The organism is Amycolatopsis endophytica (assembly GCF_013410405.1).
In the GTDB taxonomy this organism is placed as follows: domain Bacteria; phylum Actinomycetota; class Actinomycetes; order Mycobacteriales; family Pseudonocardiaceae; genus Amycolatopsis_E; species Amycolatopsis_E endophytica.
Genome location: NZ_JACCFK010000002.1, coordinates 1,606,492 through 1,624,606 on the forward strand (window position 1 = coordinate 1,606,492; position 18,115 = coordinate 1,624,606).

The 18,115-nt window shown below is 73.0% G+C and carries 9 protein-coding genes; all 9 read right to left on the minus strand.

All coding sequences use genetic code 11. The features are described from left to right. Nucleotides 1–14: 14 nt before the first annotated feature. From HNR02_RS33165 to HNR02_RS33205, 9 genes are read right to left on the minus strand one after another with little or no spacing between them, the layout of a single operon-like run. A complete protein-coding gene (locus tag HNR02_RS33165; protein ID WP_179777544.1) occupies nucleotides 15–1,193 on the minus strand; it encodes a cytochrome P450 in 1,179 nt (392 codons plus the stop codon). Further along, complete coding sequence (locus tag HNR02_RS33170; RefSeq protein ID WP_312861265.1) at nucleotides 1,186–2,772, minus strand: (2,3-dihydroxybenzoyl)adenylate synthase; 1,587 nt, start codon at nucleotides 2,770–2,772, stop codon at nucleotides 1,186–1,188. Before HNR02_RS33170 ends, HNR02_RS33165 begins: the two co-directional genes overlap by 8 nt. After that, complete coding sequence (locus HNR02_RS33175) at nucleotides 2,769–3,983, minus strand: cytochrome P450 family protein (RefSeq protein WP_179777546.1); 1,215 nt, start codon at nucleotides 3,981–3,983, stop codon at nucleotides 2,769–2,771. Before HNR02_RS33175 ends, HNR02_RS33170 begins: the two co-directional genes overlap by 4 nt. A gap of 12 nt (nucleotides 3,984–3,995) precedes the next feature. After that, nucleotides 3,996–5,837, minus strand: a complete 1,842-nt coding sequence (gene asnB / locus HNR02_RS33180; protein WP_179777547.1) for an asparagine synthase (glutamine-hydrolyzing) — start codon at nucleotides 5,835–5,837, stop codon at nucleotides 3,996–3,998. A gap of 20 nt (nucleotides 5,838–5,857) precedes the next feature. Then, the gene (locus tag HNR02_RS33185; protein ID WP_179777548.1) at nucleotides 5,858–8,146 is read right to left on the minus strand and encodes a class I SAM-dependent methyltransferase; all 2,289 of its coding nucleotides are present in this window, start codon (nucleotides 8,144–8,146) and stop codon (nucleotides 5,858–5,860) included. Continuing rightward, the gene (locus HNR02_RS33190) at nucleotides 8,143–9,174 is read right to left on the minus strand and encodes a saccharopine dehydrogenase family protein (RefSeq protein ID WP_179777549.1); all 1,032 of its coding nucleotides are present in this window, start codon (nucleotides 9,172–9,174) and stop codon (nucleotides 8,143–8,145) included. The genes HNR02_RS33185 and HNR02_RS33190 overlap by 4 nt, the downstream gene beginning before the upstream one ends. Continuing rightward, on the minus strand, nucleotides 9,171–10,913 hold the full coding sequence (locus HNR02_RS33195; RefSeq protein ID WP_179777550.1) for an ABC transporter ATP-binding protein: 1,743 nt from the start codon (nucleotides 10,911–10,913) through the stop codon (nucleotides 9,171–9,173). The genes HNR02_RS33190 and HNR02_RS33195 overlap by 4 nt, the downstream gene beginning before the upstream one ends. Next, complete coding sequence (locus tag HNR02_RS33200; protein ID WP_179777551.1) at nucleotides 10,910–12,709, minus strand: ABC transporter ATP-binding protein; 1,800 nt, start codon at nucleotides 12,707–12,709, stop codon at nucleotides 10,910–10,912. Before HNR02_RS33200 ends, HNR02_RS33195 begins: the two co-directional genes overlap by 4 nt. Continuing rightward, nucleotides 12,706–18,105, minus strand: a complete 5,400-nt coding sequence (locus HNR02_RS33205; RefSeq protein ID WP_179777552.1) for a non-ribosomal peptide synthetase — start codon at nucleotides 18,103–18,105, stop codon at nucleotides 12,706–12,708. The genes HNR02_RS33200 and HNR02_RS33205 overlap by 4 nt, the downstream gene beginning before the upstream one ends. Nucleotides 18,106–18,115: the final 10 nt, after the last annotated feature.

Genomic DNA, 18,115 nt, shown 5'->3' on the forward strand with positions numbered 1-18,115 from the left:
CTCGGATCGGCGGGTCACCAGGCGACCGGCAGCGCGGCGGGGCCGCGGAAGAACATCGCGGACTTCCACCGCACCGGGCCGTCGAGGCGCAGACCGGGCAGGCGGCGCGCGAGGACCCGCACCGTTTCCTGGAGTTCGGCGCGGGCCAGCGGGGCGCCCAGGCAGTGGTGGATGCCGTGCCCGAACGCGAGGTGCCCGGCGCTGTCCCGCGCGGGGTCGATCCGCGCGGGCCCCGGATAGCGCCCGGGATCGCGGTTGGCCGCGCCGATCGCGACCAGGACCGGCTCGCCCGCGCGCACCAGCTGCCCGCCCACCTCGACGTCCTCGGTGGCGTAGCGGGGCATGGCCGCGGCCGCCGCCATCGGGACTCCCCGGAGCAGTTCCTCGACCAGCGGGGCGGCGTGATCCGGCTCGGCGCGCACCCGGTCCAGCTGGTCCGGGTGCTCGGTGAGCAGGACCCAGGCGAAGTTCGCGATCTCGGAGGCGGTGGTCTCGTAACCGCCGACGAGGATCGCGATGCACAGCTCCACCAGCTCGCGCGGGGACAGGCTCTCGCCCTGGTCCTCCGCCCGCACCAGCGCGCTGATCAGGTCGTCGCCGGGCTCGGCGCGGCGGGACTCGGCGAGCCCGGCCATGTACCGCGTCAGCTCGCCGGTGCTCTGGGCCGCCTCCTCCGGTGTCAGGCCGCTCGTGGACAGCACCGCCTCGCTCCACCGCCGGAACCGGTCGCGGTCTCCGGCGGGAACGCCCAGCAGTTCGCAGATCACCGTGATCGGCACGGGCAGGGCGACGTGCTCGACGAGGTCCGAGGGCGCCCCCGCGGCGGTCAGATCGTCGACGGCATGATCCACCGCCGAGCGGATGCGGGAGCGGAGCCGTTCGACACGGGCGCGGGTGAACGCGCCCGTCACGAGCCGCCGCAGCCGCGTGTGACCGGGCGGGTCCATGGCCACGATGCCGAGCGGTTTCTGCGGGGTGACCCGCGGTGAATCACGCTCCAGCGACGCGGCCCGGCCGAACCGCGCGTCCCCCAGCACGAACCGGGCGTCGGCGTGGCGCGTGACGAGCCAGGCGGGCTCGCCGAAGGGCAACCGCACCCACGGCAGGCCCCCGGTGCACTGGGCCCGCTCGTAGGCAGGCGCGAGGTCCAGTCCGGTGGGCGAGTTGAACGGGTAGGGAACCGGCTCAGGCACGGGCGCTCCTCTGTCCACTCCGGACGGCCAGGTCGGCGAGCACGACCCGGTCCACCTTGCCCAGCCCGGTGCGCGGGAAGGAGTCCAGCACCCGCACGCGGTCCGGCAGCTTGAAGGCCGCGATCCCCAGCGCGGTGAGATGCGCGACGAGGTCGGCCCGGGTCGGTGGCGTCCCGTGTGCCACGACGAAGGCGCAGCTGCGCTCCCCCATCGCCTCGTCCGGGAAACCGACGATCGCGACGTCGTGCACGGCCGGATGCGCCAGCAGCAGGTTCTCCACCTCTTCGACCGGGACCTTGTCGCCGCCGCGGTTGATGACGTCCCGGCGCCGTCCCTCGACCACCAGGTGCCCGCTGGGCTGCCGCCGCACCAGGTCGCCACTGCGGTAGAACCCGTCGGGTGTGAAGGAGCGCCGGTTGTGCTCGGGGGCACGGAAGTAGCCGCGCAGCGTGTAGGGCCCGCGCACGAGCAGTTCCCCCGGCTCCCCGTCGGGCACGGGGCGCCCGTCCTCGTCGACGAGCAGCACCTCGTCGTCGGCGGACAACGGACGGCCCTGCGTGTTCGCCACCAGCTCGTCCGGATCGTCGAGCCGGGTGAAGTTCAGCAGTCCTTCGGCCATGCCGTAGACCTGCTGGAGCGCGCAGCCCAGCACCGGGCGCACCCGCCGGGCGGCCTCCTCCTTCAGCCGCGCGCCACCGGCCTGCACCAGCCGCAGGCTGCTCAGGTCCGGCTCCAGGAATTCGGCGGCGTCGAGCCAGACCAGCACCAGCGGGGGCACCAGCGCCACGGTGGTGACCCGCTCGCGCTCGATGAGCGGGAACGCGGTCTCGGGATCCGCGCTCGCGCTCAGCACGACCGTGCCGCCCGCCCACAGCGTGCCCAGGACACCCGGGCAGGCGAGGGCGAAGTTGTGTGCCGCGGGCAGCGCCGCCAGGTACACGGTGTCCCCGGTGGTCGCCGACACTTCCGCGCTGGCCCGCAGGTTGTAGGCGTAGTCGTCGTGGGTGCGTGGAATCAGCTTCGGCAACCCGGTCGTGCCCCCGGACAGCAGCAGCACCGCGATGTCGGCGGGATCGGCCGCGTCCTCGCCATCGGGGTTTTCGGTCAGCAGTTCGGCGAACGATCCGGTGACGAACGCCCGGCGCACCGTGGGCACCCGCTCGGTGATGGTCGCGGCGAGCGCGGCGTCGTCGCTCACGCAGGCCACCGCTCCGGCGAGCGTGCCCAGGTGCTCCAGTTCGGTTTCGCGGTGGGCGGGCAGCGCGAGCACCGGCACGACCCCCGCGCGGAAGCAGCCGAACAACAGCAACACGAACTCGGCGACGTTGGGCAGGTGCACCAGCAGCCGGTCGCCGCGGACGAGACCTTTTCGGCGCAGCCCGGCGGCGACGCGGCCGGCGTCGCGGTCCAGTTCGGCGTAGGTCCACCGCCGCTCACCGTCGACCAGCGCGGTCCGGTCCGGACCGCGGCGGGCGCTGTCGTGGAGCAGGCCGCCGAGGGTGCGGCCCTGCCAGTAACCGAGGTCGCGGTACCGCCGCGCGAACTCCGGCGGCCAGCCGGTGAATCCGTCGAGCGTCACGCGGCACCTCCCAGACGCAGGGGCAGCGACTCCAGTCCGTGCATCGCCGTGCTGAACCGCCATCGCAGCGACTCCGCGGGCACCGCGGCCTCGATGCGGGGAAAGCGGTCGAGCAGCCTGCCGAACGCGATCTCGCCCTCCAGCCGGGCCAGCGGCGCGCCCAGGCAGTAGTGGATCCCGTGCCCGAACGCCAGATGACCGCCCACCGGACGGGTGATGTCGAGCCGGTCCGGTTCGGCGAAGCGGCCCGCGCGGTTGGCCGCGAGCCAGGACACCATCACGAACTGCCCGGCCGGGATCTCCACCCCACCGAGTTCGACGGGCTCGGTCGTGTAACGCGGCGAGGACAGGTTGTTCGGGGTTTCGAAGCGCAGGAACTCCTCGATCGCGCCGGGCAGCAGCGACCGGTCCGAGCGCAGCAGCCGCAACTGGTCCGGGTGCTCCAGCAACGCGAGCATCCCGCTGCTGATCAGGTTCACGGTCGTCTCGAACCCGCCGGTGAGCAGGACGACCGCGGTCGCGATCAGCTCCGGCCGGGACAGGCGGTCGCCGTCCTCGCTCAGGTGCACCAGCCGCGACAGCAGGTCCGCACCGGGCTCGGCGCGTTTGGCGTCGACCAGGTCGCCGAGGTAGGCGGCCATCCGCATGGACGCCGCGCCGATCTCCTCCGGCGTGCTCGCCGCGACCATCGTGTGCGACCAGGAGGTGAACTCGTCCCGGTCGGCGAAGGGGATGCCGAGCAGCTCGCAGATCACCCGGATCGGCAGCGGATAGGCGTAGGCGGGCAGCAGGTCCACGACGTCCTGCCCGGCCATCGCATCCAGCAGTTCGTCGGTGATCTGTTCGATCCGCGGGCGCAACGGGGCGACCGTGCGGGTGGTGAACGCCGTGGCGACGAGCTTGCGCAGCCGGGTGTGGTCGGGCGGGTCCAGGTTCAGCAGGTTCTTCGCCAGGTCCGGTGAGAAAGCGCTCTCCACGTCCTCGCCGAGGCGCAGCCGTTCCAGCCGGTCGTAGACGCCGTCACTGGACAGCCGGGGATCGGTCATGGCGGCGCGGGCCTCGGCGTAGCCGGTGACGAGCCACACCGGGAACCCGCCGGGCAGCAGGACGAACCGCACGGGAGCGCCCTCGCGCAGCGAGGCACCGACCGTGTGCGCGTCCTGGATGAAGTCTTCACCGAGAGGCAGCGGTTGCAGTCCGGTGTCGGTCATGGATCCTCCGGGTCAGGCCAGGGACAGGTGCGGGCGGTAGGTCAGCGCCCAGTGGTGGAAGTCGAGGAGGCGTTCGAGCCCGGTGCGCACGCCGAGCGTCACCGATTCGGCCGGGGCATCGACGACGTCACGCACCCAGGCGGGGTCGAACACCTCGAACGCGGCGCTGCCGGGTTCGGCGAGCACACCGCGCGCCTGCTCCTGCAGCGCGACCGCGTACGAGGTGTCCTGAGTGGACGGATAGGGGCTCTTCACCCGTTCGGTGACCGACCGCGGCAGCAGTCCGGCGACCGCCTGCCGCAGCAGTCCCTTTTCCCGCCCGTCCACCATCTTCAGCGCCCACGGCGTGTTGTAGACGTATTCGACGAGCCGGTGGTCGGCGAAGGGCACCCGCACTTCGAGCCCGACCGCCATCGACATCCGGTCCTTGCGGTCCAGCATCGCCCGCACGAGCCGGGTGATGTGCAGATGGCTGCTGGTGCGCATCCGCCGCTCGAACGCGTCGTCACCGTCGAGGTGGTCCACGCGGGCGATCGCCGTCGCGTACTCGTCGGCCACGTAGGTGCCGATGTCCAGTGCCTCGCGCAGCTCGGGCCGCAGCGGTGCGGTGCGGTCGGCGGTGTAGGTGTTCTGGAACGCCAGCCACGGGAACGTGTCGGCGTCGCGGGCGGCCGGGTGGTGGAACCACAGGTACCCGCCGAACAGCTCGTCGGCGAATTCGCCGGACAACGCCACCGTCGACTCCGCGCGGATCGCCTGGAACAGCAGGTACATCGAGCTGTCGATGTCGCCGAGCCCGATCGGCATGTCACGGGCGCCGACGACCGCGCCGCGCAGCGCGGGATCGGTCAGCGCCGTCGAATCGAGCACCACGTCGCGGTGCACAGAGCCGACGTGGGCGCTCACCTCGCGGATGAACGGTGAGTCCGGAGTCTCCCGCAGCTCGTCGGGGCGGAAGTTCTCCTCGTAGCCGGCGAAGTCCACGGAGAACGAACGCAGCTTGCCGCCCCGGCCCGCCAGGTCCCGTGCGGCGAGCGCGGTGACAGCGCTGGAGTCGAGCCCGCCGGAGAGCAGGACGCACTGCGGCACATCGGCGACCAGCTGACGCGGCACGATGTCGCCCAGCAGCTCGGCCACCCGGCCGACGGTGGCCGCCGCGTCGTCGGTGTGCTCGGCCGTTTCCAGCCGCCAGTAGGTGCGGGCGCGCGCGCCCGAGCGGTCCACGCTGACCACCGTGCCGGGCTCGACCTCGGTCATGTCCTTCCACAGCGACCAGCCGGGCGCCTTGGTGAAGCCGACCAGCTCCCGCAGGCAACCGGTGTCGACCTGCCGCGTGAACCGCGGGTTGGCCAGGATCGCCTTCGGTTCGGAGCCGAACAGCGCCCCGTCCGGGGTGCGGTGCCAGTACAGCGGTTTGACACCCATCCGGTCGCGCACGAGCACGAGGCGGTCTTCCCGCGAGTCCCAGATGCCGAACGCGTACATGCCGTTGAGCCGTTCGGCCACGGCGTCGCCCCACTCCAGGTAGCCACGCAGCACGACCTCGGTGTCACTGGCGGTGGTGAACCGGTGGCCGCGCCCGGTCAGTTCGGCACGCAGTTCGGTGAAGTTGTAGGTCTCGCCGGAGTAGACGATCACGACCGGTCCGTCCGGAGTCGACGCTTCCATCGGCTGCCGTCCGCCGGGCAGGTCGATGACGGCGAGCCTGCGGTGCCCGAGTGCGACGCGCGGGCGTACCCAGGTCTGTCCCGCGTCGGGTCCGCGCGCGGTGAGTGATGCGGTCATCGCGTCGATCGTGGTCTGGTGCCCGGTGAGGTCGTCGTTGAAGGCGACCCAGCCGGTGATGCCACACATATGAGTTTCGCTCCCTGTTGTCAGCGCCGCCGGGCACCGAAGATTCGGTGGCCCAGGCGTTCGAGTGGATGGCCCGGCGGCGGCAGTTCCAGCGCACGCTCCAGCCCGGCGCGGTCGAGCACCGCGTTCCACTGTGGCAGCGTGAGGAACGTGGTTCCGGTGCCGGCGCGGGCGTCGGACGGTTCGGTGAGCAGGAACGCCTGCGAGGTGAGCACCCACGGCTCCTCGGCGGTGGGTTCGGTCAGCACCAGCCAGCCGCCCGGGGCGAGCAGGCTCGTCAGGTACCCCACGCTGCGATCGGTGTCGGCCGCGGCGTTGAGGACTCCGCCGGCCAGCACGATGTCGAACGTGCCGAGACCCGGCGGCTCCTTGTCCACATCGTACAGTCCGTAACGGACGGTGTCACCGAACCGTTCCCGTGCCTGGTCGACGAAATAGCGCGACACGTCGGTGAACAGGTAGTCCACCCGGTGCGCTGCCAGTGCGGGCAGCACGACCGAGGTGGTGGCGCCGGTGCCGCCGCCGACCTCCAGGATGCGCGCGCCACCGCGGCGGGCCACCAGACCGGCGACCAGTGCCGCGACCGCGCGGTGCTGGTACCGGGCCGTGACGGCCTCCCGGTAGATCTCGCGCGCCAGGTCCATCCGCCCCTCCGGGAAGAGCAGCGGAACGGGATCGCACTCGCCGGACAGCAGCGCCGGCAGCGCGCGAGCACAAGCGCGGGCGTAGTCGACCGTGGCCGTCGTGCCATGTACCTCCCGCCACGTCCGTTCGGCGGACTCCCAGGCTTTCTCCGGTGATTCGTCCGGACCGAACGGTCCGTGCTCGTCGAGCGCGGCGGCCCAGCGGCGCAGCAGGCCGCGGTGCCGTGGCGCGGCCTCGCCGACGGTTTCCCGCATCGACAGCAGTGCCGCCCGGCTGACCAGGTCCAGAGCGGCGATCCCGCGATCGGGGCCGAGGACGGCGATCTCCGCGTCGGCCGCGTGCGCTGCCGCTTCCGCCGGGTCCGGACCGTTGTCTCCGCCCGCGGCCACCACGTCGACCCCGAGGGCGGCCCACGCCGCTGTGTCCTCCGGGGCGAGCGGGCCGTCGACGACGACCCGGCCGAGCCGGTCGAGATCGGTCAGGCCCGCGGCGGGAGCGTGGGGTAGTGATCGGGCGAGCCCGGCCGGGAGGACGGCGGTGGTGATTTCCTCGTCCTCCAGCAGGGCGAGCGCCTTCGCCGGGTGGGTGGCGGGGTCGGCACGCAGCACGGCGTCCGGGAAGAGCGCCGGGTCCGGGAGGAAGACCGCGATCCGCCCGGCCCCGTGCCCGAGCGTGTCCGGCACCGTCGCGCCCGTGCTGGTGCGCGCGTGGAACAACCGCTGCCCACCGGCTTCCGACGTGACGTCGGCGACGGTGAAACCCGCGGCGGCCAGCTCGGTGCGCCATTCGGCCTCGCTGAGGAAGAACGCGCCACCACGCGGCACGGGTGTCCCGGCCGGGGGCGAGAGCAGGAACTGCATCCCGGTGAGCACGGCCGGATCGTCGCCGGCCGACTCGGTGAACACCAGTGCCCCGCCGGGCACGAGCAGATCCCTGATCCGGAGCAGCGTCTGTCCGATGTGGACCGCGTTGTGCAGAACGTTGCCCGCCACGATCACGTCGGCCGAGCCGGGCGCGAACTCCTGCTCGCTGAACGGCCGGTTGAGGTCCAGCGGCCGGGCCTGGACCCCGAACCGTTCGGCCGCGGCGACGGTGAACAGCCGCGAGACGTCGGTGAAGACATACCCCGGCGGTGGGCCACCGAGCGCGTCCAGGACCGCGGCCGTGGTGCGGCCGGTTCCCCCGCCCAGTTCCACGATCCGCGCCGGGGCCGCCGCCCGCACGATCTCCGCGCACCGCGCGTTGAGCCGGTCGGTGAACACGTTGGTCTGGTACGCGGCGAGCGCGTCCGCCGCGTCGGTACCGGAGAACAGCAGGTCCTGGATGCGCACCTCGTCACGCAGCAGTTCCGGCAGCCGGTCCAGCGCCCGCGCGTGCAGCTCCGCCATCAGCGGCGGGAACCCGAGCCGCGCGTACGCCTCCGCCAGCTCGCCGCGCTCGACGGGCTCGGGTGCGACGGTGAAGCGGTATTCCGCGCCGTGACGGGAGAAAACGCCCGCACCGGTCAACGAGAGCAGCCAGCGCTCCAGCAACCAAACGTGCCGGGGCGCGACGCGCAGTGCCTGACCGAACTCCTCGGCCGTGCCCGACGTGCGGGCCGCGGTGAGCAGCCGGGTCATCGCGCCGAGCCCGGCCAGGCCGAGACGTCTCAGGTCCTCGCTCACAACACACCCTCCTCGACGGTGGTCGCCGCTTCGGCCAGGTACTCGACGTGGATCGCGGGATCCGAGGCCAGCAGGCGTTCGGGATCGAGCACCTCGGCCGCGTAGTGCCTGCCGGGCGGGACGTCACCGCGCAGCACGGCCTGTACCGCGAACGCGGCCACCGTTCCCGTCGCCGCCGCGTTGCCGGGCGCGGTCAGCACCGCGGTCCCGGATTCCGCGCGGGCGACGATCGTCACCGACGTCTCGCCTCCGGCGAGGTCCAGTTCGCTCGCCCGGCACAGCGCCGCCACGGCCTCGTCGCGGTCCACCGCGTGCACCCGGCCGAAGGCGGCGCGGACGTGCTCACCGTGGACGACCGACCACCACTCGCCCCGCACCAGACCCAGTGCCAGCGCCACCCGTTCGTCCTCACCGCTGAGCAGCGGGATCGCCGTCACGGTGCCGGGGAAGAACGGCAGTTCCGTGTCCTCGTGACGGGTCAGCAGGCCCGCCTTCGGGCCGTGGTCCCAGCCCGCGAGCACCCGCGCCGCCCCGGCGTCGAGGTATTCGGCCGCCGACACCCGCGTGAACCGGTCCCGGACACCGACCTGCAGGACGAGATCACGCACCGCGCCCGCCCGCGACGCCAGCGCCCGCGGGAGCAGGCCGGTGAGCCCCGGCCGCAACCCCGCCGAGAGCACCGCGCGAATTCCGGTGGAGCCGAGCCGCGCGTACAGCGGGTCGTCACCGGCGACGTCCACGTAGTCCGCTCCCGCGCGCTCGGCCCCGCGAACGAGGCTGTCCCCCACCGCACGTGAAGGACCGGCGCAGTTGAGCAACACGGCGCAGCCGTTCGCGAAAGTGTCCACCGAGGACTCGTCGGTGAAGTCGACGGCGGCGTGATCGGCGCCGAGAGTGGCGGCGAACCGCTGCGCCGCACCCGGATCCCGGCCCCCGATCCGGAGCGGCACCCCGGCGTCCGCGAGACGACGGCAGGCCGCCGCACCCACGTCGCCGTAGCCGCCGACGACCGCGACCGGGCCGGTCACCGGCCCTGCTCCGGCACCAGCCGCCAGCCCTGGCTGCGGCTGCGTTCCCGCCAGAACTCGGCATAGCGCCCGCCCGCGGCCAACAGGTCCTCGTGCGTGCCGCGCTCGGCGACCCGTCCGCCGTCGAGCACCACGATCTGGTCCGCGGCCACCACCGTCGGCAGCTGGTGCGCGATGACCAGCAGCGTCGAGGTCCGCATCAGGGTACGCAGCGCCTCGCGCACGTACCGCTCGTTCTCCGGGTCGAGCGCCGCCGTCGCCTCGTCCAGCAGCACGATCGGCGCCCGCTTGACCAGCGCCCGCGCGACCGACACCCGCTGCCGCTCCCCGCCGGAGAGCGCGGTCCCGCCTTCGCCGACCGGTGTCCGCCAGCCCAGCGGCAGGCGCGCGACGATCTCGTCCACCCCGGCCAGCCGCGCGGCCTCCCGCACCTCCTCGTCGGTCGCGTCCGCGCGCCCGACCCGGATGTTGCCCTCCAGGGTGTCGTCGAAGAGGTAGACGTCCTGCAGCACCACGGACAGCTGGCGCATCAGGTCCTCGGTGGACAGATCGCGCACGTCCACGCCGCCGACCCGGACCACGCCCGCGTCCACGTCGAAGAACCGCATCAGCAGGCGGGTGATCGTGGTCTTGCCCGAACCCGACGGACCCACCACGGCGGTCATCGTGTGCGGCGCGACGGTGAGCGACACGTCCGCGAGCACCGGCTCGCCCGGCCGGTACCCGAAGGTCACCGACTCCAGCTCCAGCTGTCCCGGCCGGGACAGCGGCGCGGACTCCGCCTTCTCCGGCAACGGTTCCTCGTCGAAGATCGCGGCCAGCCTGCGCAGGTCGTTGCCCGCCATCCGCAGCATCCCGCTGTGCCCGGCGGCCTCGGTGAGCGGGCCGACGAACCGCGCGGCCAGCGCGAGCAGCGCCACCAGTGACACCGGATCGATCGCCGAGTTCAGCACCAGCACCACGCCGACGGCGACGAGCGCGGCGAAGGCCAGCTGGATCACCAGCCCGTTGGCCAGCAGCTTCGGCATCGTCTCGGCCAGCATCCGCCCGCCGGCGACCTTCTGCGCCTCGATCGCCTCGTCCAGCGGCCGGTACCCGGACACGCCGCGGCCGAAGGCACGCAGCGTCGGCTGGGTGCGGGCGAACTCCACCACCCGGCTGCCCGCCGTGGCGCTCGCCGCGTCCTTCTGCTCCTCCGCACGGCCCACCCAGGTCGAGGACCACCGGTAGGTCAGGTACAGCAGCGGCGAGACCACCAGCGCGACCAGCCCGAGCCGCCAGTCCAGGACGAGCATCGCGACCGCGACGGTGGCCGGGGTGAGCACGCCGCTCACCACGGGCGTGAGCATGTGGGCGAACACGTTGGTGACCATGAACGTGCCGTTGGTGGCGCTGCGGGAAAGCCGCCCCACCTTCTCGGAGCTGAACCACCCCAGCGGCAGCCGCGCCACGTGGTCGCCGAGCCGTTCGTGCAGCGTTTCGAGCGTGACCAGCGCGAGCGCGAAACCCTTCATCGCCTGCTGGTAGCGGGCCACGCAGGTGACCACCACGGCGGCCGCGAGGGCGCCGGACCAGCGCAGCGCGCCCCCCGTGTCACCGACGAGCAACGCCCGCAGCACGGGCACCAGGAACGCCATCGCGATGCCCTCCAGCACCGCGTAGGCCACCAGCCAGGCCAGGTAGACGCGCAGCTCGCGCCGGTGGGCCGGGCCCAGAATCCTCGACAGGTGCCGGATCATGCGTCGTTCCCCTCGCCGTGGTGGGCGGACCACATCCGCGCGTAACGGCCATCGCGGGCCAGCAGCTGCCGGTGCGTGCCCCGTTCGGCCACGCGGCCTTCGTCGAGCACGACGATCTGGTCGACACCCGTGATGGTGGACAGCCGGTGCGCGATCACCAGCACGGTGCGGTCGCGCGCGATCGCGGACAGGGCGTCCTGGATCTCGGCCTCGGACTCCGGATCGGCGTGCGCGGTGGCTTCGTCGAGGACGAGGACCGGGGTGTCGGCGAGCAGCGCCCGAGCGATCGACACCCGCTGCGCCTCGCCGCCGGAGAACACCGCGTCCTCGCCGATCACCGAGTCGTAGCCGCGGGGCAGGCGCAGAATCCGGTCGTGGATGCGCGCCGCGGTCGCGGCCGCGACCAGTTCGTCCTCGGTGGCGGATGGCCGTCCCAGCCGCAGGTTGTCCGCGACCGTGCCGTGCAGCAGCTGCACGTCCTGCAGCACGAACCCGACGTGGCGGTACAGCTCCTCCGGCAGCACGTCACGGACGTCGGCCCCGCCGACCCGGACGGCACCGGCGGTCACGTCGTGGAAGCGGGGCACCAGCTTCGCGAGCGTGGACTTGCCCGCACCGGAGCTGCCCACCAGTGCGGTGACGGTGCCGGGACGGCAGACCAGGTCCACCTCGTGCAGCACCGGCGCCCCGTCGGCGTAGGCGAAGGACACCCCGTCGAACACGACCTCGGCGCCAGCGGGCTCGCGCGGCTGAGTGGACACGGGGAGTTCGGGCGTGGTGAGCAGGCTCGTGATGCGGCCCGCGGCCGCGACCGCCTTGCGCTGCGCGGTGAGTCCCTGGTTGATCGTCAGCAGCGTGGACGGGATGACCACCGCGACGAGCACCTCGGCCAGCACGTCCACCGGCTCGACCCACCCCGCCGCGACGAACCAGGTCCCGCCGAGAAGCCCGGCCAGCGCGATCACCGGCACCGACAGCGCCATCGACGTGAACGCCTCCAGCCGCAGCACGGGCCGCACCCACCCGGCATACTTCGAGGCGTACCCGGTGACCGCGCGACGGTAGCCCTCGTGTGCCTTGTTGGTGCGGCCGAAGACCTTGACCACCGCGATGCCGTGCACGAACTCGGCGATCGCCGAGCTGACCCTGGCGAACCCGGTGTCCATCGCGGTCATCTTCTCGGCGAAGCCACGCATCATGAACGCGTAGGCGACGAGGTAGACCGGCAGCGTCACGATCGCCAGCAGCGCCAGCCGCCAGTCCACCCACACCAGGTAGGCGAGCCCACCCAGCGGCAGCACGATCGCACCGGCCAGCTCGACGTCGTGGTGCGCGACGAGGTGGTGCAGGTCGTCGATGTCGTCGAGCGCGGCCTTGCGGACGGCGCCGGAGTTGGTGCCGCCGTACCAGCCCAGCTCGACCCGCCCCAGCCGCGCCACCATGCGGCGGCGCAGGATCGCCTGCAACTTCCCGTCGGCCACGTGGGTCACCGACAGGGCGGCGCCGGTGCAGCTCCAGCCGAGGACCAGTCCGATCGCGATCACCAGCGCGGTGGTGACGACGCGGCCGGAGTCCAGCGGCCCGGGGGCGAGCAGCACCCGGGCCAGCTCGGCGATCCCGGCGAACGGCACGAGCTGGGTCAGCGCACCGACCGCGCCGAGCACGACGCCGGTGACGGTGAGCCCGCGGACGGGGCGGCGAAGCTCCTTCAACGCGGCTGCCGTGGGCGCGGCGGGCGGGGGTTCGGTGGTGCTTGCCGCGGCGGGCCTCGCCGTCGCCTCGACGACATCGGTCACGGTCGTGCCTCCTCTCGGGGTCCGGCCGCGCGCAGCGGCGCGGCCAGGTGGTCCGCCACGGTGGACACGTGTGGCGGTTCGATCACGCTGAAGTGGTTGCCGGGCACGTCGAGCACCGTGAAGCGGCCCAGGCAGGCCCGCTCCCAGAACGGCGCCGCGAGGTGCCCCACCCCGGCGGAGATGCCGAACGACTGCTGTTCGGCGGCGCGCAGGAAGGTCATGTCCCCGGCGTAGGGCTCGGGGTCGAACCGCGCCGCGATCATGCTGTGACGGCACACCCGGAACAGCGCGGGCACCAGCTCCGGGTCCACCGGCACGCCCGCGCGTTCGGCCGCCGCCCGCGCGTATCCGGCGAGCCGTTCCTCCTGGGGCACGGCGGAGCGTTCCCGCGCCGCCGCCGCGACCGCGTCGAGCCCCGGATCGCCGCTCACCGCGGCCAGCGCTCCGGCGGGCACCCGGCCCCCGTGCTCGGTCATCAGCAGGTCGATCGCGCGGTAGACGTCCTCGGCGGCGACGGCGGGGCCGAACACGGTGGCCACCGGGTCGAGGTCGAGGTTCGGCACGAAGATCGACTCGAAGGCCAGTTCCTCGTCGGTCTCGACGAACATCGGGATGGAATCGACCAGCGTGAGATCGGTGACTTCCAGCCCGCGCTCGGTGAGCCGCCGCGCGACCTCGACCGCGAGCAGCCCGCCCAGGCAGTAGCCGATCAGCTGGAAGCGCGTGTGCCCCTCGTCGGCCAGGCGCCGCGCGTAGTCGTCGGCGACGGCGGGCAGCAGCTTCGACGGCGGGATCGCCACGTAGGTCTCGGCGTCCGCGACGGCCATGCCGGTGACGGGCCCGAGGTTCTGGTCCGCCAGTGCGCCGCCGATGGCCTGGAAGTAGTCCATGGTGCCGAGTGCGGCGTGGAACAGCACCCGCACCGGCCCCTCGTCCCCGCCGCCGAAGGGCACCAGCAGCGAGTTGCCGCGCGTGGCCCGTCGCGGCTCGGGCACGACCGTGCCGTCACCTTCGCGCAGGGCCCGCGCCAGGGCCGCCACCGTCGGCTCGTTGAGCATCTGCCGCAGCAGGGTGTCGTAGGCGAACCCGGCCGCCTCGGGCACCTCCTCCCGCAGGCGGCCCGCCATTCTCGCCATGATCAGCGAATCCGCGCCGCGGTCGTAGAAGCTCTCGTCCCGGCCGATCGCCGAGATACCCAGCGCGGCCGCCCACCGCGCCGACAACCGCTGCTCCAGCTCGTCGCCGGTCTCGGTGGACGCCGGACCCGTTTCGGCTTCCGCGGGCCGCCATCCGGCGAGCGTGCGGCGGTCGATCTTGCCGTTCGCGGTGACCGGGAGCGCGTCGACGATCTGCAGGTGCGACGGCACCATGTGCGCGGGGAGCCGATCGGCGAGGAAGGTGCTCAGCTGCCGCGGCGTCACCGGCTGTCTGTCCACTTTGACCCGGGCGGCGAAGACGTGCATCCCGTGCGGGGCGAGTGCGTGCCCGTCCTCGGGCAGGCACAGCACCTCACGTGCGCCGATGCCGTCGAGGAGGTCGCGCCACTGCCCCGTGGACAGCAGAGGAGCCTCGCCGTGGTCGCGGTCACCGCGGGCGGGTTCCATCATGAACCCCTGGGTGAGCAGGATGTTCGGCAGCTCGGCCGTCGGCTCGGTGAACACCAGCCAGCCCCCCGGCGCCAGCAGCTCCGTGACGGTGCGCAGCGCGGCGGCGGTGTCCCGCGCGCTGTTGAGCATTCCCGCGCACAGCACCACGTCGGCCGAGTTCGGGGTCAGTCCCTGCGCCCGGATGTCGCCATCCACATCGAACAGTCCGAACCGGACACCCGGATGCGTGCCGAACTCCCGCTGCGCCTCGGGCAGGAAGAAAGCCGTGAGGTCGGTGAACCGGTAGTCCACGTCGAACCCGTCCAGCAGCGGCAGCACCGACGCCGTGGTCGCGCCGGTGCCCGCGCCCAGTTCCAGCACACGCAACGGCCGGTCCTCGCGGTGCCCCGCGGCGATCCGGTGCAGGACCCCCGCGGCTCCGGCGTTGAGGTACCGCGCGGCGGAGTCGTCGCGGTACACCGCCCGCGCCGGGGCCGCGTCGCCCTGGGGGAAGAGCAGTTCGAACGGGTTCTGCCGGTCCTCCAGCAGCGCGTCGAGCCGGTCGGCGTGGGCCCGGTGGTAGGCGACGAAGTCCTCGGTGCACAGGCCGTCCGCGCGGTGGGTGGCGACCCGGTCCCATGCCGCGGCGAGGGCCCCGGCGTCGGTGACCACGCGCGGCAGGTAGCCCTCGGCGGTCCGCTCGACCAGTCCGCCCGCGGTCAGTGATTCCAGCCAGCGGCGCACCAGCCACCGGTGACGTTCGTGCACGCGGGCCGCGTCGAGCACCTCGTCCGCGCTCTGGGCCCGCGTGAGCGCGCCCCGGTCGCGCAGGACGTGCAGCATCGTCAGCCGGGACGCCCGGTGCAGGTCGTGCACGTACGCGCTGACCGAAGCGGGGTCGAGCGCCGCGGATGCCCGGTCGGCGAAGCGGGACACGGCACGGCGCAGACGATCGTCACCGGGCTCCTCGGGTACCCGGGTCGCGGGCACGGCGAACCCCAGCAGCGCGCGCTCCTCGCCGGTCACCACCGCGGCAGCGGCTCCGACGGCCGGGTGCGCCAGCATCGCGGCCTCGACCTCGCCGAGTTCGATCCGGTGCCCCCGGATCTTGACCTGCCCGTCCTCGCGCCCGAGGAACTCGATCGACCCACCGGGCAGGTAGCGGCCGAGGTCGCCGGTGCGGTAGAGCCGCTGCCCGTCGCGCGGGTGGGTGAGGAACCGCGCCGCGGTCAGTTCCGCGTCGCCGAGGTAGCCCAGCGCGAGTCCTTCCCCGGTGATGAACAGCTCACCGACAGCCCACACCGGACAGTCGCGGAAGGCGTCGTCGAGCACCCGGAAACCCTGGTTCCGCAACGGTTTCCCGTACGGGATGCTCGTCCACTCCGGCGGCACCTCCTCGACCGGGTGCGCGATCGACCAGATCGAAGCCTCGGTCGCGCCACCGAGGGAGACCACCCGCAGCCCGGGCACCAGTGCGCGGGCCTCGTCGGGCAGCGACACCGGGATCCAGTCGCCGGACAGCATCGCCAGACGCGGACCGGGCAGCGGCCGTGGTTCCCGCCGCAGGTAGTCGGTCAGCATCCCCAGCTGCGCCGGCACCGAGTTCCACACCGTCACGCCGTGCCGTGCGACCACCTCCGCCCAGTGCGAGGGATCGGCACCGCGCGCCGGATCCGGCAGCACCAGCGCCCCGCCGCGGCCCAGGAGACCGAAGATGTCGTACACCGACAGGTCGAATCCGAGCTGCGCCAGCCCGAGCACCCGGTCGTCCGCGCCGACCCCGAACCGGTCGGAGATGTCGTCGATCGTGTTGAGCGCGGCGCGGTGGCTGATCACCACGCCCTTGGGCTCGCCGGTGGACCCCGACGTGTAGATCACGTAGGCGGGCTCCGCGGGATCGCCGTCCGGCACCACGGGCACCGGAACCGGGGCCAGCCGGTCGACCTGGATGCCCTCGACACCGTCCACCCAGGACTGGGTGAGCACGTGACGCGCACCGGCCGCCCGGATCACCCGGTCCCGGCGCAGCGCGGGCTGGGTGGTGTCGACGGGCAGGTAGACACCCCCGGCGAGCAGCACCCCGAACACCGCGGCGACCTGCTCGGATCCCTTGTCCATCACCACCGCGACGCGATCGCCCGCACCGGCTCCGGCGGCACGCAGCCCGGCCGCCACCGCCGCGGCCCGCCCGGCCAGCTCGCCGTAGGTCAGCTCCCCCGCGGGCGACATCACCGCGACCGCCTCGGGCGTGCGTGATGCCTGCTCGAAGAAGTCGCGGTGCAGCAGGCGTTCCCGCATCGGCGCCGCCGTCGCGTTGACCTGCGCGCGTTCTTCGGCCTGCCATGCGGGCAAGGTGATGGGATCGCGGTCGGCCCACCGGTCCTCGTCCCCGGCCAGCGTTTCGAGCAGACCGGTGAAGGCGGCGAACAGGTCGTCGACCAGACCGTCCGGGAAGATGCCCTGGCGCACGTCCCAGTCCACGACCAGATCACCGCCACCGTCGTTGACCTGGCAGTCGAGGAACACCTGCGGGGTCTGGGTGATGCCCTCGCCCAGGCGCCGCCCGCTCGCCGGCGCGTCGCCGGGCCCGAGCCCGAGCGCGCTGGTGAACACCACGGGCAGCAGCGCCGACTCCCGTCCCCGCGACCGCGCCAGGTCACGCAGCACCTCGACACCCGAGTAGGAGCGGTGGTCGAGGTCGGCGAACAGCCGCGCGCCCAGGTTGCGGGCGCGTTCGTGGAAGGGCACGCCCGCCATCGCGTCGACGGCCAGCACGCTCACCGACGTGAAGTCCCCCACCAGCCGGTCCACCTGCTCGTGCAGGGGGAGCCGGTTCAACAGGGTCACGCTCAGCGAGAACCGGCCGTGCCTGCTCCAGCGGTCCAGGACCGACGCGTACGCGGCGAGCACCGTGTTGCCCGGCGTGATCCCGTACGCGGAGGCGCGCTCCCGCAGGCGCGCCCACTCACGTTCCGGCATCCGGAACCGGTGCCGCGCGAACCGGACCGGCTCCGTCGTCGCGGTCTGCGTGGCCAGCGGCAGTTCGGGTGCGCCGGGCAGGTCGTCCAGCCTGCCGCGCCAGTAGTCACGATCGCGGTGGTACCGCGCGGTTTCGCGCAGACCGCGCTCGGCGAGCAGGTAGTCCCGGAACGAGATGTCCAGCGGGGGCAGGGGTTCCCCGGCCAGCAGCGCGTCCAGCTCGTCGAACAGGATCGCCGCGCTCGCCCAGTCCGCGATCAGCGAGTCGAGGGAGAAGTGCAGCACATCGCCCTCGCCGGTGCGCGTGATGCGCAGTTCGAACAGCGGCCAGCGCGTGGTGTCGTAGACGCGGTGCCCCAGCTCCTCCCGGGCACCCGCCAGGTCCTCGCCCACGGTGACCCGGCACCGGGGCACCTCCGGGAGCACCCGCTGGTAGCCGTCCTCGGAAATGACCGCGCGCAGCATGTCGTGCCGGGCGATGAGGGTGTTCCACGCCTGCTCCACCGCGTCCGGGTCGAGCGCCGGGTAGTGCACCTCCAGGTAGCCGTGGCAGGCCACGCCCCCGTACCCGAACGGGGACCGGCGGCCGAGCAGGTACGCCGTCTGCACGTCGGTGAGCGGAAAGGGCTCGTACCGGGCATCCGGATCGGCGACCACCTCCGGGCGCTCGGCTTCGAGCAGGCCGCGGATCTCGTCCCGGTGCGCCTTGAGCGCGGAACGCCGCTGCTCGGTCAGCACCCCCTGCGGGGCGCGGAAGCGCAGCTGTCCCTCTTCGGCCCACAGCTGCACGCCGAGGTTGCGCAGTTCGGCGACGATGTCGCTCGCGGTCATGTCGTGGTTC